Raw genomic sequence first — 15,401 nt, forward strand, 5'->3', positions numbered from 1 at the left:
TGTGCAACAACCCGGCAAGGTCTAGACCCAAGGCCCGACTGCATCAAGGGACATGCCGGATCATTCCGGGCCCACCGGAAGGTCCATCTCGGCTAGCGAGCCGTCCTGCCACAGATCGCGCAGCACCGGACGCCCGTCTTCGTAATAGGTGGTGTAGCCGTCCCGGGCGCCGTCGCGCCATGCCTGCACCTCGTCCACCGCGCCATCGGGGGCGAAGAGGTAATGCAGCCCGTCCTCCTCGCCCATGCGATACTGGATGACCTCGGTCAGATAGCCATCCGCATCCGCGACGTTCCAGCGGCCCTCGCGCTTGCCCCGATCGTAGCGGCCGGACAGATGATCCTCGAGGTTCATCGCCATCTCCTGCCACGGCCCGGTCTTCTGGCCCATGTCGTATTGGCCGAGCAGCAGCACCTCCCCGTCGGAGCCGTAGGATTCGTACGGCCCGTCCAGCGTTCCGGCGGTATAAGTCACGCGCATCCGCACCGCGCCGTTCATTCCCAAGGTGCGCTGCTCGCCATCGAGCCGCCCTTCGGCATCGTAGTTTTCCAGTTCCACGAAGGGGGACGTTTCCTCGCGCCGCCACTGGCCGATGCGCTTGCCATGGTCATACATGCCGCGGTCCAGAATCTGGCCGTTCCATGTGCGGGTGAACAGCCCATCCGGTTCGCCATCGACATAGAAGACGCGGGTCACGTCGTTCTGCACCCGGTCGGTGCTGATATAGCTGCCCTGCCTCTGTCCGTCGATCACCTCTTCCTGGTCCACCAGCTTGTCCCCGAGGCGGCGCGTGGTCAGGCGGTAGCCCTTGGCCGTGATGTCGATGCTGGTGAAGTTTCCCTGATATTCGGTCAGCTTCTCGCCCATGCCGTGGCCCTCCACCGGCATGGGTTCGCGCAACGCGGTCAGCGTGCCGTCCGTCCAGCGCCGTTCCCGCACGAAATCGCCCGCGTCGGTATATTCGGCCTCGGCCGTCAGCGCGCCTTCGGGCGACCAGCTTTGCGACAGCCCCACCTCGCGCCCATGGTCGAAATGCCGCACGGACCGGCGCGCACCCGAGGGCCAGAACACGGTTTCCTCGCCATCGGGCTGCCCCATGGCATAGGTGCCCCGCAGGGTCAGATTGCCGTCGGGATCGTAGGTGCGGTACTCTCCGTCCTGCGTTCCCTGCGTCCAATGGGTCTCGTCGGCAAGCTGGCCGTTCTCGTGATAGGTCCGCTCCACCCCATCCTTGCGGCCCGCCTCATAGACCTCGTCTTTGTACAACTGCCCCGTAGGATAGTAGAAGCGCGAGGGGCCATCCCGCTCCCCCCCGCTGTGCATGACCTCGGATGCAAGGGTGCCGTCGTCGTAGAAGTCCTTCTGCATGCCGTCCGGGCTTTGGGCGAAGGCGGGGGTCGAGAGGCACAGGAGAATGGCCGCGGTTCGGATCATTGCGGTGCCTCCTCTGGCACGGGAAGGTCGGGGAAGGTGACGGTGAAGCTGCGCGCGACCGGATCGGGGCGGCTGACGGCGCGCAGGATGCGGGCGGGCGTGCCCGCCACCCGCAACGTGCCGTCGGGGAAGATCGCCCGCTCCACCCGGTCGCCCTGCGATAGGTAGTGACCGTCGGGGGTGGCCAGCGTCAGGGCATCGCCCTGCGCATCCACGAAGCGCATCCCGTCCATCAAATCCGCAAGCGTCAGATCGGCAGAGATGCCAAGCGCCGCCGGATCGACGAGCCACGGGCGGTCGGCATCGGGCTGCAGATCGGCCTCCTGCCACGTCACGGTGGCGTCGCAGGCCAGGGTCACCTCCTGCGTGCCGCCTTCGTAGAAATGCGTGCGGATGCCATCGGCCGTCTGCATCCGAAACAGGCGCGCACCGTCATAGCGATCGGTATCCGGGGCGACCTTTGCAAAGACCGCATCCGTTTGCGGATCGGCGAAATCCGCCGTGCAGCGATCGGCCTGAAGCGCGCCCATGCGGAACCAAAGCGCCGCGACATCCAACCCCTCGGGGCGAACATCCTCCACCCCCAGAGGGGGATCGCCTTGGAAGAGCCGCACCGTTTGCGGCGCGTGGTCCGGGTCGAGGCGTTGCCCCTTGTCGGTCAGGAACACCATGTCGTGCATGGCGGCGGGGGCATCGGCGAAGCGGTTCACCCGCACGGAAAAGGTGGGGGAGGATGCGCCGGTTCGGATCGCCACGCGAATGCCGCTGTAATCGGGCGCGGCGATGCGGCGGGCAAGGCTTTCGGCGGGCGTCAGCCAGTCCGGCCCGCGATCGGCGGCATAGACCATGCTGCCCGCATCGGTGCCGCCGTCCACGGCCCACATGAACCAATCCTCGGGCCGCCCCGAAAGGACCAGATCGTATCCGTCTTCGGTGGGCGACAAACGCGCGGTGGCCCCGTTCTTGGTCACCTCGGCATGGCCTGCCGCGTCCGGGGTCAGGCGCATCATGAAGGGGCTGGCCGGATACCATGCCACTTGCGCCCGTATGTCCGTCGCATCCCGAATCTTGGGCAGGATCTGCCTCTGCTCGGCGGGGATCAGGGTCGTGGAGGTGAAGGACGGATCGCCATCCTCTTCGTGATAGTTCGGCAGGGTGATCGAGGGCAGCGCCTGCATCGGTATCTCCAGCGGCCGATCGCCCTCGAAGACCTGCGGCGCGTTCAGCACGAACCGGCCCGTATCGACCGAACGTTCGGTCAGATGGGTGAAGCCCAGCGACGGAAGATCATGCTCCATCCGCACACGGCCCCGATCATGGGGAAAGATGTCGGCCTCGGTCGGAAGCCGCCCCGCCTCGGGGAGGGTATCCGGCATGGCCCGCCAATCGGGGGTGTCGAAGGTGTAATCGGCATGGACGGCGAACGGATACTCCTGTGGGGCCATCGCCAAGGTGCTGCGCAGGGTCGTGCCGTCGTCATAGTGCAGATCGGTCGTCAGCGCGGCGCGGCGCACCCACCCCTCGCCCCGATCCACCACGACCAGCCCCGCAATCCGAAACGACGGATCGTCGTTCGAATACCGCAGGAACACGCTGTCATTCGTCACATGGGTGACGGTCAGGGTCACCTCGGGCGCGCCCAACAGGTTCGGGACCGTCGTGCTCCACCCCTCCTCGGCCTCGATCGGGGCGGGCGGAAGGACGGCGGCGAATTGCGGCCGCAGCCCGGCCATCATGTCGTCCGGGACATCGGTGCTGCCATGGGGCGTCAGATCGGCGATGCCCCCGGCATCCACCACCGCGTCGAACCCATCCACCATAGCCTGCCGCATGCGGTCCGGCAGCGGCCCCTGCGTGCCATAGGTGTCGCCCGCGATCTTCGTCTGGAACCACAGCGGAAGGATGCGCAGCGTCTTCGCATCGACCGCCCGGATGCGGGTCAGCGCCGAGACGTGCTGCGTATCGAATGCGTAATCCGGCGGCTCACCCTCCTGCCCCGGACGAAGGGTCATCTCCATCCGCCATGTGCGCGCCGTACCGGGCCGTGGATCGAAGATCACCGTTTCCGCGCCTGCGGCACCGCCGATCGTTGCAAGGATCAGGCCCAGCCCGAGTGTCCGATATGTCATCCGTCCCCCTGTGAATCGGGGCGACCATAGGGGACGGGCTGCGGATGTGAAACCGGCGCCCGGGTTGTGCTCGGATTACCGCCGGGCATAGGGTGGCGGCATGCCTTTTCTGCTTCGTATGCTCTTCGCCCTGTGTCTAACCCTCCTGCCCGCGGCACCAATTCATGCCGATGAACGCATCCGAAGCTTCGTCAGCGAGATCACGATCGACCCGACGGGCGGGCTTCGGATCACCGAAACGCTGGATGTGCAGGCCGAGGGGGATCGGATCCGTCACGGCATCTTCCGCGAACTGCCGCTGACCGAGAACGGCATCCATTGGGGCGGGTTCGATCTGGTCGATGCGACGATGGACGGCGCGCCGGTGGACACCCGCATTCAGCGCCGGGACGGTGCGATCCGCATCTATCTGGGCGATCAGGACACGCTCGTCACCCCGGGCGTGCATCGCTTTCGCCTGCGCTACGATGTGGACCGGCAGGTCCGGTTCTTCGCCGATTACGACGAGCTGTATTGGAACATCACCGGCAATGCGTGGGAGTTCCGCATCGACACGGCCACCGCCCGCATCCACCTGCCCGAAGGGGCTGTGGCCACCGATGTGGAAACCTTTACCGGCCCCGTGGGATCGCGGGCGCAGAACGCGGTCGAACGGCGCGACGATGGCGGCCGCACGGTCATCGTCACGGCGGAGGGTGCGCTGGATTGGAACGAAGGGATGACCACGGCCATCGCCTTTCCCACGGGCATCGTGGCCCGCCCTACGCTTCTGGATCGCATGCTCTTCGCGCTCCGGGACCGTCCGGCGGATGTGACCGCCCTGCTCGGCACCCTGATGCTGGGGGCCGCGCTGTGGCTGATCTGGCGGTGGAAGGGCAAGGACGCGCCCCTCGGCCATATCCGCGAGCGCAGCACCCCGCCCGAGGGGGTTTCGCCCGCCCTCGCCCAGTATATCCGCGCCGATGGCATCACCGGCAATGCGGCGATGGTCGCGGCGGCGGTCGATCTGGGCGTGAAGGGCTTCGCCACCATCGCGCAGCACGACACCGCATGGTCGATCGCGCGGACCGGAAAGGCCGATGACGGCACCCTGCCCGTGGGTGAGGCTGCGATCCTGACGCATCTGGACGGGCTGAAGCGCCCGCTCATGATCTCGCCCACCAACGGCAAAGCGGTGCGCGCCCTGCTGGAGGAGTTCAGGACCGCGATGCGAAAGGAACATGGCGCGCGGTTCCACATCCCAAACGTGGGCTGGACATTGCTGGGGGCTGCCGGGTCCTATGGCCTCGCCTTTGCGATCATCGGGCAGGCATTTGCGGGGCAGCCATGGCTTATCTTCTTCCTGCCGATGCTGCCGCTGGGCGTTCTGCTCTTCGAGCGTTCGCCGCGGGCGCTTGCGGTGACGACGGGGATCGCGCTGAGCATTTCCTGCCTCATGTGGCTGATCTTCGGCCTTCGGGCACATGCCCTCGACCCGATACCGGCGGCGGGGCTGATCGCCCTGCCCGTGATGTTCGGCATCTTTGCCGCACGGATCGGCCTGACGACTTCTGCCGGGCGCACCCTGAAGAAGGAGATCGAGGGCTTTCGCCGCCATCTGTCGGCAGCCCAGAGCAAGGGCCGCTCCCGCGACGGCGCGCGCCAGCGGTTCGAGGCGTTCCTGCCCTATGCCATCGCCCTTGGCGTGGAGGAGGAGTTCGCAAAGGATTACGAACTCGCCCTGAGCCGCGCAACGACGAAGGCCAGCAGCCCGACCCGGATCTGGATGCCCGCTTGGTTCCAAGGCAATCCGGTCGACGGATCGCTCGGGTCGATATCGGCGGCGTGCCAAGCGATGACGACGGGCGTCAATACCTGCACCAGTTCCAGTTCGGGATTGTCGGGGGGCTCCGGCGGTGGGTTTTCCGGTGGCGGCGGGGGTGGCGGCGGTGGGGGCGGCTGGTAGTCCCAGATGCCTTGCCGGCATGCGCATCAACGGATCGGATATGAGAGCATCAGCGGACCGGCGTGGTTCCTCCGCCATTCCAGCCCAGAGGAAAGGGTGGCGTATTTCCGCGAAGAATGCACCACCAGCGACTCATCGCTGCCCTCGGACGGGGTGGCGTCCTGCGCGTTTCAGCGCATTGAGGATCAAGCCCATGCGGTTTGCGTTCATTACTATCTGCCACCCCGCACCCCCAAAGACGCGGCCGAGGAGGCCGAGCGGTATCGGCGGTTCGAAAGCTGTAAGCGGGATATCCTTGCGCAGCATGGGCTGTGAGGGACGCTCAGCTCCGTAGCGTCGAACTCAAAGTCGAGCCGCGCGGCACCAGCGTCGGCAGAGGGCCGTCGATGCGCAGGGGGGCGGCGGTTCCGGCAACGAGTTGGACCAGCCTGTCGACCGCCAATGCGGCGATCCGATCGAGGTGCAGATTGCTGGCCGTGATCGCGGGACGCTCCTCCCGCGCCCGCAATCCGTCATAGCGCGTGGCGACCTTCACATCATCGGGCACGGCCCGACCCGCATCGCGCAAGGCCCGCATGACGCCGGTCGCGAATGCATCGACGGGGACGAAGACACCGTCCAAAGCGGGCAAATCCTTCAACAGGCCGAGCATTGCCTGATGCGCGGCATCTTCGCCCAAGGCCTCCGGAATGCGGATCACATGGGCCTCCAACCCCTCGGCCTGCAGCAGGCCTCGATACGCCGCCTCCGCCTCGGCATAGGAGCGGCGTGCGGATGCGCCGATCATCAGCGGCACGCAGCGTGCGCCCTGCTCCAACAGATGCCCTACCAGCATGTTCGCGGTCGCCCGATAGTGCATGTCGATCCAAGCCAGCCCATCCCGCGGCGGATCGCCGATGATGACGACCGGCACGCCCCGCCGCAGCAACAGTTCCAGAAAGGGATCGTCCTCGGACGGTTCGATCAGGATGGCACCATCCATCGCGACGTTCCGAAGGGCGGCAGCGGGATCGGCCACCGGCGGGACCAGAACCAAGGTGGCATTATGCTCCAGCGCCGACACGGCGGCAGAGGCCGCAACCTCCATCAGGAACCCGAGCCGCGAAGACCCCGCCGAAACGGCCGGCGACATCGAGGTCATGACGGCAATGGTGTTCGATACGCCCGTTCGGAAACGGCGCGCGGCAAGGTTCGGAACGTATCCCAGTTGCGCGACGGCAGCCTCCACCCGGCGCCGCGTCTCGGCATCGACGTTCCGGGCACCGGACAACGTGTTGGATACGGTGCCGGGCGATACGCCCGCCAAACGCGCCACATCTTTCACCGTTGCTCGCATCGCGTTCTCATTCCGCCCTAAACGTCATCAACATGCCCAGCAGATGATCCATCGACCGGCAATCGGCATCATGCGGCGTTAAAACGATTTACTCAACGCCAATTCTCTCTCACACCTCATTAAATCGTTTTACACAGGGTTCGAGATGTCCATTGTCGACCAAACCACCATCCGCCGCCGACTGACTGGCCTGACTGCCATGGACCGTTCCATGACGGCGGGCGGTTTCACGCTCTATGCACCGCAGACCGCCGAGGGGCGCGTCATGCTGGTGGATATCGACGGTCAGCCCGCGCATCAGTGGCAGATGCCCGTGCGTCCCGGTCGCGATGCGGTGCTGCTTGCGAATGGCAACCTCGGCTATAACGGCAGTCACGCCACCTCGGCCGCGCTCTATCCCGCATGGGATCTTTGGCATGGTGGCGACTTCTACGAAGCCACCCCCGAGGGGGAGATCGTGTGGCGGCACGAGGACATCTTCCAACATCACGATGCCCAATGGCTGGCAAACGGAAACCTGCTCTACACCGTCGCCGCACCCTTGCCCGCGGACAAGGCCGCGCGCGTCACGGGGGGCGATCCGCGCAAAGACGGGGCCGATGGCGTCATTCAGTCGGACATCATCCGGGAAGTCGATCGTAGCGGAAACACCGTGTGGGAATGGCGTATCTGGGACCATCTCGACCCTGCCGATTTTCCGATCCACCCCAATTTCGATCGCCGCCACTGGCCGATGGTCAACGGCCTGTCCGTGACCAAGGACGGTCTGGTCTTGATGAGCTTGCGGACCACCTCCGGCGTCATCGCGGTGGATCGGGCCACGGGCAAGGTCGTCTGGCATGTCGGCCACGATGTCGTGGCCCAGCAGCATACCCCGGTCGAAACCGAAACCGGCAGCATCCTCGTATTCGACAACGGCAATCTGAGGACCGGCTCCACATCGCCGTTCAGCCGCGCGCTGGAGTTCGACCCCACCGGAAAGGTGGTCTGGTCCTATACGGACACTTTGCCGATGTCGTTCTTCTCGCCCTACATGGGCGGGTGCCAGCGGCTGTGGAACGGCAATACCTTCATCTGCGAAAGTGCGTTCGGTCGCCTGTTCGAAGTGACCCCGGCGGGCGAAGTCGTGTGGGAGTTCGTGATCCCCGAATTCGGCGAATATCCCCAACCGCTTGGCACGTTCATCGGCGGATCGCACAACAGCTGCTTCCGCGCCCATCGCTATCGCACCATTCCCTGGCTGTAAGGAGAGGCCCATGTCCGACGCCCGCGATACCGACCGCGCCGCCCGTGGCGCCTCCGGCTTGGCCGCAGGGCTGACGGGGGCGGCGCATCTGGCCCGGCCGCTGATCTCCTTCGCCTTCGTGCTGGCGATCTGGACCGCCGTCACCGAAGCGGGGCTGGTGCCCGAACAGATCTTCCCCTCGCCGCTTTCGGTCTGGCAGGCGGGGGCCGAAATGGCGGCCAACGGGACATTGGCCCGCGATCTGGCCGTCTCGCTGCGCCGTGCGGCCACGGGCTTCGTGATCGGCACGGGCCTTGGGATCACGCTTGGTCTGTTGACGGGGCGCGTGGCGCTGATCCGTACGCTCCTGAACCCGTTCCTGACCCTGCTGCGCCCCATTCCCGCCATCGCGCTGGTGCCGGTAGCGATCGTCTGGTTCGGAATTGGCGAGGGGTCGAAATACTTCGTCATCTCCTACACCGTCTTTCTGACCGTCTGGTTCAACACGCATCACGGGATGCAATACATCCCCGAGATCTATTTGCGCGCCTCCCGGTCGCTCGGGGCATCGCGGCTGCGGGAATTCGTGCAGGTGGTGATCCCAGCCGCCGCCCCGCATATCGTTGCAGGCATCCGTCTGGGCGTAGCACTTGCGTTCCTATCGCTGGTCGCCGCGGAACTGTCGGGGGCATCCTCCGGCCTCGGCTACCGCTTGCAGGAGGCGCGGCAATATATCCGCACCGATCGCATGTTCGCATTGCTGATCATCCTCGGCGCCCTTGGTGCCGTGGTCGATTTAGCCGTGCACTGGGTCGGCACGAAACTCGTCCACTGGCAGCAGGGGTAATCCGATGACGACAGGACATGTACGCGTCGACAACGTCTGCATCGCATTCGACGGCAAGACGGCGCTGGAACCCAGCACGTTGCACCTGAATCCGGGCAGTTTCACCGCGCTGATCGGGCCATCCGGTTGTGGCAAATCCACGCTGATGAATGCCATAGCGGGGTTCGTGACGCCCGCTTCGGGCGCAATCACCTTGGACGGCCGCGAGATCACGGGTCCGGGCAAGGATGTGGGCGTCATCTTTCAGCAATATGCGCTCTTTCCGTGGTTCACGGCCCTTGGGAACGTGAAGTTCGCGCTGAAACGGCTTGGCCTGCCAAAGGCCGACCTCGAAGCAAGAGCCATGGCCGCGCTGGAGGAGGTCGGCCTCGGCCCGCACGCGCACAAATACCCGCAGCAGCTTTCGGGCGGCATGAAACAGCGCGTCGCCATCGCCCGCACCTTTGCCTTCGGGCCGAAGGTGCTGATGATGGACGAACCGTTCGGAGCCCTGGATGCGCAGACCCGCATCACCATGCACGACTTGCTGCTAAACATTTGGCAGAAACATCGCGCCACCGTCCTGTTCGTCACCCATGATGTGGACGAGGCGCTTTTGCTGGCCGACCGCATCTGCGTGATGAGCCATGCCCCCGGCCGCATCATCCGAGATTACGATCTGTCGCTGCCGCGCCCGCGATCCTTGCGTTCGCAGGCCGGCACCCTCCTGCCCATCCGCGAAGAGATCATCGATCTTCTCCATCCCTCCGCTTTGAAAGGAACACCATGAAATACGCAGCTTTCGCCCTTGCCCTGCTGCCAACGGCGGCCCTTGCCGATCCGATCACCTTCGCATGGTCGCCCAACGTGCAGACGCCGCAAGTCGATATGGCATTGGCAAACGACTACTTCACCGAGGCCGGTCTGGACGTGCAACTCGTGCCCTTCGCCTCGGGTCGCGAGGCGTTCGAGGCGCTGCTCGGCGGCCAAGTGGACATTGCCTTCATGGCCGAATTCCCGGCCGCGACCGGTGCGCTGACCGGACAGGACTTCGCCATCGTCGCAGACCTTTCGCGTTATACTGGAAGCCGGATCATCGGGAACGCCCCCATCGCCTCGGCGGCCGATCTGGCGGGCAAGCGCATCGGAACCACGCTGGGCACCAACGTCGATTATTTCCTGTCCACCGTGCTGAAGGATGCGGGCATTCAGGCCGAGGTGATCAATGCCGCCCCCGGCGATCTGGTACCAGCGCTGGTGCGCGGCGACGTGGACGCGATCGTACCCTTCCCGACCTTCTACGCAGGTGCAGCCGATGCACTTGGCGATCACTATTCCGAGCTGCGCCCGGGCGGTTATGCTCCCCATTATGTACTGTCCGCCACGCCCGAAATGACCGATGCGCGGGCCGAGGAGTTGACGGCATTCCTCGGCGCCCTCGTGAAAGCGGATGCCGATGTGGCAGCGGACCCTGCTAAAGCCGCAGCGATCGTTTCCGATAATCTCGAGGGCAACGTAACTGCCCAGTCGCTCCAAGCCATGTGGACGGATATGGAGTTCGGCACGATCCTCGCGCCCGACCTGCTCGACCTCTTGGTCGACGAAGGAACATGGATCGCGGCACAAGGCGTCGTAAAGGCCGACGCCCCTACCGCTAGCACCATCGCACCCTACCTTATCGAAGCCCCCCTCGCCGCGGTGGCGCCCACAGCGGTGACGCTGGATTGACATGGCGCGGGGCTTTTCGAGGTCGGTGAATATGAACGCATGCCGAGCCGATAAGCCCCGTAGCACTCAAATCAGCTGACCTGCCCCCCGGAACGTCTCTCGGTTTAATGTAGAGTTTGCTTTGCCACGAAGGAGCAGACGACCTGAGGAAAAGCCGTCTCACTGAGGTGCAGATCATCGGAATGATCGAGGACCGGGAAGCTGGAATGGCGACGGCGGAAGTCTGTCGCCGGCATGGGATCAACCCGGCAACGTTCTACAAGCTCAAGGCCAGGTATGGCGGCATGGACGTGTCCGATGCCCAGAGGCTGAGGGCGCTGGAGGACGAAAACGGCAAGCTAAAACGGCGTCTTGCAGATACCATGCTGGACAACATCGTACTGAAGGATATCTTGGGAAAGCCCTGACGAGAGCGCGGTGGGACGCGGTGCTGAAAGCGGTGCGAGGCCATGACATCTCGCAACGCTGGGCCTGCGTCTTCCTCGGTGTCGATCCGAAGACGGTGCGGCGCGAGCGGCCGCCCGATAACCCGGAGATCCGCAAGGCCATGCAGGAGATCGCGGTGCTTCGCCGCCGGTTCGGCTATCGGCGGATCGGTTTGATGCTGAAGCGCAAGGGCATGCTGATGAACTCGAAGAAGCTGTATCGGCTCTGTCGCGAGGAAGGATTGTCGGTCCGGCGGCGACGCGGCCGTAAACGGAGCCGTGGAACACGCACACCAATGCCCTTGGCCCCGATGCCAAACTAGCACTGGTCCCTGGACTTCGTGGCCGACACGTTCGGGGCGTCGCGCAAGCTCCGTATCCTGGCGCTGATCGACGATTGCTGCCGCGAGAACCTGTGCCTGATCGCCGACACCAGCATCTCGGGCGGCAAGGGTTCCGCGCGAGCTGTACGCGCTGGTCAGGATCTATTGCAGGCCTACCTGCATCGTCAGCGACAACGGCACGCTGCACCTCGAGGGCATTCCAGCCCCGCGCAGCAACCACGGCCTCGGCGCCTGAGGTGCCTCGACCATTCTTGGCAATCCCAAGCGCGGCACAGGGATCCTGAACTACGAACTCTATGTCGGGCGCCAGATCTGGAACCGGCTTAAGTATCGCAAGGATCCGGAGACCTGGAGAAATGTCTTGCACCTGAACCCCAACGAGGACTGGGTGATCTCCGAGATGCCGCATCTGCGGATCATCGAGGAGGAATTGTGGAAGGAGGTGCGGGCGCGGCAGGGGGCGAAGACCTCGCCCTCGGTGCTACCCATCTGGGAGCAGCGGCGGCCGAAGTTTTTGCTTTCGGGCCTGACGGTCTGCGGGTGCTGCGGGGGTGGTTTTTCCACCATCGCCAAGGATCGCTTCGGCTGCAGCAATTCGCGCAACAAGGGCACGTCTGTCTGCAGCAACCGCACCGGCATCTCCCGGCCGGACCTGGAGGGCCGGATCCTGACCGCCCTGTCGGACCAGCTGATGGATCCGGACCTGGTGAAGGCGTTCGCCGAACAATACATCGCCGAGCGCAATCGTCTGGCGGCACGCCACACCGACGACCGCGCCGTGAAGGAGAAGGAGCTGGCGAAGGTCATCAAGGATCAGGATGCGCTGGTGAACGCCCTGCTCTCCGGTCTTCCGCCCGAGCGGATCAAGGCGAAGATGGAGCAGCCGGAACTTCGGCGGAAGCAACTGGAGCGGGACGTCGCCGCGGCCCCTGCCCGGGCCGCCACCGTGCGGATTCATCCGAAGATGGCCGACACTTATCATGACCGCATCTGCGGACTGATCGCCGGCCTGACGGATCCTGATCGGGAGAGCGAGGCGCGGGAGGCGATCCGGGGCCTGATCGAAAAGATCGTGGCAATGCCGGTGCCGACGTCGGAGAAACGCAGCCGGCTTGAGCTGACGCTTCACGGCGATCTGGCGGGTATTCTGGCTCTGAGCCTTGGTGTGGAGCTGATGTCTGGACATCAAAAAACCTCCTGCGAACAGGAGTTTTTGAAAGTGTAGGATTTCTGGTTGCGGGAGCAGGATTTGAACCTGCGACCTTCAGGTTATGAGCCTGACGAGCTACCGGGCTGCTCCATCCCGCGGAGGTTGGCTGTCTGGATTGACGGCCTGTGGTATTGTTTTGTTTTGTGTGTTCGGAGAGGCTTGGGTTCTTGTCAGGTTTGGCGGTGACCTACTCTCCCACGTCTTAAGACGCAGTACCATTGGCGCGACGGCACTTAACGGCCGAGTTCGGGATGGGATCGGGTGTTTTGCTCGTGCTATGACCACCAAACCGGAGAAGAACCCGTCTCCGCTGTTTTGGCAGCGGAGTGGGTATAACAACATCAGGGACATGGTTTTCATGTCGCGTGTTCAAGTCGGTGTTTGCTTTTGATCCTGCTGTTTCTGGATCAAATCAAGCCTATCGGGCAATTAGTACCGGTCAACTGAACGCATTGCTGCGCTTACATCTCCGGCCTATCGACGTGGTGGTCTTCCACGGCCCTCAAGGGAGACCTTGTTTTGAAGGGGGCTTCCCGCTTAGATGCCTTCAGCGGTTATCCTGTCCGATCATAGCTACCCAGCACTGCCATTGGCATGACAACTGGTCCACCAGTGGATCGTTCACCCCGGTCCTCTCGTACTAGGGGCAACTCTTCTCAAGTCTCCTACACCCACGGCAGATAGGGACCGAACTGTCTCACGACGTTCTAAACCCAGCTCACGTACCTCTTTAAATGGCGAACAGCCATACCCTTGGGACCTGCTCCAGCCCCAGGATGAGATGAGCCGACATCGAGGTGCCAAACGATGCCGTCGATATGGACTCTTGGGCATCATCAGCCTGTTATCCCCAGAGTACCTTTTATCCGTTGAGCGATGGCCCTCCCACTTGGGACCACCGGATCACTATGGCCGACTTTCGTCTCTGCTCGACTTGTCAGTCTTGCAGTCAGGCTGGCTTCTGCCATTGCACTCAACGACCGATTTCCGACCGGTCTGAGCCAACCTTCGCGCGCCTCCGTTACAATTTGGGAGGCGACCGCCCCAGTCAAACTACCCACCACGCAGGGTCCCGGATCCGGATAACGGACCGCGGTTAGACATCAAGAGTGCGAAGGGTGGTATCTCAAGGATGGCTCCACCAGAACTGGCGTCCTGGTTTCGATGCCTACCACCTATCCTGCACATCACAATCCTGATGCCAGTGCGAAGCTATAGTAAAGGTTCATGGGGTCTTTCCGTCTAACCGCGGGAAGTGTGCATCTTGACACACAGTTCAATTTCGCTGAGTCCACATCAGAGACAGCGGGGAGATCGTTACGCCATTCGTGCAGGTCGGAACTTACCCGACAAGGAATTTCGCTACCTTAGGACCGTTATAGTTACGGCCGCCGTTTACTGGGGCTTCAATTCGGAGCTTGCACCCCTCCTTTTAACCTTCCAGCACCGGGCAGGCGTCAGACCCTATACGTCGTCTTGCGACTTCGCAGAGCCCTATGTTTTAAGTAAACAGTCGCCACCCCCTGGTTTGTGCCCCCCACACGTGCTTGCGCATATGTGGGGCCTCCTTCTCGCGAACTTACGGAGGTATTTTGCCGAGTTCCTTTGATGTGGTTCTCTCAAGCGCCTTGGTATTCTCTACCAGTCCACCTGTGTCGGTTTCGGGTACGGTCTAAAAGAGAGGCTATTTCCAGGGACCGCTCAGCAGCCCAGTCAATCCGATAAGACTGAACTACACCTGCGATCCGTCACCATCTCACGGCCCAGGAATATTAACCTGGTTCCCATCGACTACGCCTTTCGGCCTCGCCTTAGGGGCCGGCTTACCCTGCTCAGATTAGCTTTAAGCAGGAACCCTTGGACTTTCGGCGACAGGGTCTCTCACCCTGTTTGTCGCTACTCATGTCAACATTCTCGCTTCTGATCTCTCCACCGGATGCCTTACAGCCCGGCTTCACAGAAAGAACATTGTCTGCGCTACCCGAAGGCAGAACAGACAGCGTTCTATATCACAGAACGCTCCGCTACCACGCACATCGCTGTGCATCCTGAGCTTCGGCTCGTGGCTTGAGCCCCGTTACATCTTCGCCGCAGGACAGCTTATCTAGACCAGTGAGCTGTTACGCTATCTTTAAAGGATGGCTGCTTCTAAGCCAACCTCCTGGTTGTTTTGGCCGTCCCACATGCTTTCCCACTTAGCCACGAATTAGGGGCCTTAGCTGCAGGTCAGGGTTGTTTCCCTCTTCACGACGGACGTTAGCACCCGCCGTGTGTCTCCCGGATAGTACTCTGCGGTATTCGGAGTTTGCTTAGACTCAGTAAGGCTGTGGGCCCCCATCATCCATGCAGTGCTCTACCCCCGCAGGTATTCGTCCGAGGCGCTACCTAAATAGCTTTCGCGGAGAACCAGCTATCTCCAGGTTTGATTGGCCTTTCACCCCTAGCCACAAGTCATCCAGACCCTTTTCAACGGGTGTTGGTTCGGACCTCCAGTACGTGTTACCGTACCTTCATCCTGCTCATGGCTAGATCACCTGGTTTCGGGTCTGATCCAACGAACTCATGCGCCCTTTTAAGACTCGCTTTCGCTGCGCCTACACCTAGCGGCTTAAGCTTGCTCGTTAGACCAAGTCGTTGACCCATTATACAAAAGGTACGCCGTCAGGGCTTATGCCCCTCCGACTGCTTGTAGGCGTCCGGTTTCAGGTACTGTTTCACTCCCCTCGTCGGGGTGCTTTTCACCTTTCCCTCACGGTACTGGTTCGCTATCGGTCAGTAAGGAGTACTTAGCCTTCGGGG

General features: G+C 63.0%; 9 protein-coding genes, 1 tRNA gene, 2 rRNA genes and 1 pseudogene (1 of these 13 running past the window's edge). 7 read left to right on the forward strand and 6 right to left on the reverse strand.

Annotation, left to right across the window (positions count from 1 at the left end; genetic code table 11):
* Positions 1–60: 60 nt before the first annotated feature.
* Positions 61–1,434 carry a toxin-antitoxin system YwqK family antitoxin gene (locus tag GR316_RS05145; protein ID WP_211784957.1) on the reverse strand — a complete coding sequence of 458 codons (1,374 nt, stop codon included), beginning with the start codon at positions 1,432–1,434 and terminating at the stop codon, positions 61–63.
* Positions 1,431–3,563, reverse strand: a complete 2,133-nt coding sequence (locus GR316_RS05150) for a hypothetical protein (RefSeq protein WP_211784958.1) — start codon at positions 3,561–3,563, stop codon at positions 1,431–1,433. The genes GR316_RS05145 and GR316_RS05150 overlap by 4 nt, the downstream gene beginning before the upstream one ends.
* A gap of 100 nt (positions 3,564–3,663) precedes the next feature.
* On the opposite strand from GR316_RS05150, the gene GR316_RS05155 reads away from it, so the two are divergent.
* Positions 3,664–5,508, forward strand: a complete 1,845-nt coding sequence (locus GR316_RS05155) for a DUF2207 domain-containing protein (RefSeq protein WP_211784959.1) — start codon at positions 3,664–3,666, stop codon at positions 5,506–5,508.
* A gap of 322 nt (positions 5,509–5,830) precedes the next feature.
* Here GR316_RS05155 and GR316_RS05160 read toward each other — a convergent pair whose 3' ends face one another.
* Complete coding sequence (locus GR316_RS05160) at positions 5,831–6,844, reverse strand: LacI family DNA-binding transcriptional regulator (RefSeq protein WP_211784960.1); 1,014 nt, start codon at positions 6,842–6,844, stop codon at positions 5,831–5,833.
* 145 nt (positions 6,845–6,989) lie between these two features.
* On the opposite strand from GR316_RS05160, the gene GR316_RS05165 reads away from it, so the two are divergent.
* From GR316_RS05165 to GR316_RS05190, 6 genes and pseudogenes are all read left to right on the forward strand, one after another.
* Complete coding sequence (locus GR316_RS05165; protein ID WP_211784961.1) at positions 6,990–8,090, forward strand: aryl-sulfate sulfotransferase; 1,101 nt, start codon at positions 6,990–6,992, stop codon at positions 8,088–8,090.
* Between the two features lie 10 nt (positions 8,091–8,100).
* Positions 8,101–8,916, forward strand: coding sequence for an ABC transporter permease (locus GR316_RS05170; RefSeq protein WP_211784962.1), 816 nt, complete (start codon positions 8,101–8,103; stop codon positions 8,914–8,916).
* A gap of 4 nt (positions 8,917–8,920) precedes the next feature.
* Positions 8,921–9,685: an ABC transporter ATP-binding protein gene (locus tag GR316_RS05175; RefSeq protein WP_211784963.1), complete on the forward strand. Its 765-nt coding sequence runs from the start codon at positions 8,921–8,923 to the stop codon at positions 9,683–9,685.
* Entirely contained in the window at positions 9,682–10,623 is a 942-nt protein-coding gene (locus tag GR316_RS05180; RefSeq protein ID WP_211784964.1) for an ABC transporter substrate-binding protein, read from the forward strand. Before GR316_RS05175 ends, GR316_RS05180 begins: the two co-directional genes overlap by 4 nt.
* Positions 10,624–10,766: 143 nt before the next feature.
* Positions 10,767–11,573 (forward strand): annotated as a pseudogene (locus GR316_RS05185) (transposase); the annotation flags it as partial.
* A gap of 129 nt (positions 11,574–11,702) precedes the next feature.
* Complete coding sequence (locus GR316_RS05190) at positions 11,703–12,617, forward strand: recombinase zinc beta ribbon domain-containing protein (RefSeq protein ID WP_249218835.1); 915 nt, start codon at positions 11,703–11,705, stop codon at positions 12,615–12,617.
* A 6-nt stretch (positions 12,618–12,623) separates the two neighbouring features.
* Here GR316_RS05190 and GR316_RS05195 read toward each other — a convergent pair.
* The 3 genes from GR316_RS05195 to GR316_RS05205 form a co-directional block, all read right to left on the reverse strand.
* Positions 12,624–12,700 (reverse strand) — tRNA-Met (locus tag GR316_RS05195).
* Between the two features lie 76 nt (positions 12,701–12,776).
* Positions 12,777–12,891: ribosomal RNA gene (rrf, locus tag GR316_RS05200) — 5S ribosomal RNA — on the reverse strand.
* Positions 12,892–13,010: 119 nt separating this feature from the next.
* A 23S ribosomal RNA gene (locus GR316_RS05205) occupies positions 13,011–15,401 on the reverse strand; it runs 436 nt beyond the window's last position.

Source organism: Falsirhodobacter algicola (genome assembly GCF_018279165.1).
GTDB classification, from domain to species: Bacteria; Pseudomonadota; Alphaproteobacteria; order Rhodobacterales; family Rhodobacteraceae; genus Falsirhodobacter; species Falsirhodobacter algicola.

Coding starts and splice junctions, on each gene's coding strand:
- GR316_RS05160 (WP_211784960.1), bottom strand. CDS start 6,844: ATGCGAGCAACGGTGAAAGATGTGGCGCGTTTGGCGGGCGTATCGCCC.
- GR316_RS05165 (WP_211784961.1), top strand. CDS start 6,990: ATGTCCATTGTCGACCAAACCACCATCCGCCGCCGACTGACTGGCCTG.
- GR316_RS05150 (WP_211784958.1), bottom strand. CDS start 3,563: ATGACATATCGGACACTCGGGCTGGGCCTGATCCTTGCAACGATCGGC.
- GR316_RS05180 (WP_211784964.1), top strand. CDS start 9,682: ATGAAATACGCAGCTTTCGCCCTTGCCCTGCTGCCAACGGCGGCCCTT.
- GR316_RS05145 (WP_211784957.1), bottom strand. CDS start 1,434: ATGATCCGAACCGCGGCCATTCTCCTGTGCCTCTCGACCCCCGCCTTC.
- GR316_RS05170 (WP_211784962.1), top strand. CDS start 8,101: ATGTCCGACGCCCGCGATACCGACCGCGCCGCCCGTGGCGCCTCCGGC.
- GR316_RS05155 (WP_211784959.1), top strand. CDS start 3,664: ATGCCTTTTCTGCTTCGTATGCTCTTCGCCCTGTGTCTAACCCTCCTG.
- GR316_RS05175 (WP_211784963.1), top strand. CDS start 8,921: ATGACGACAGGACATGTACGCGTCGACAACGTCTGCATCGCATTCGAC.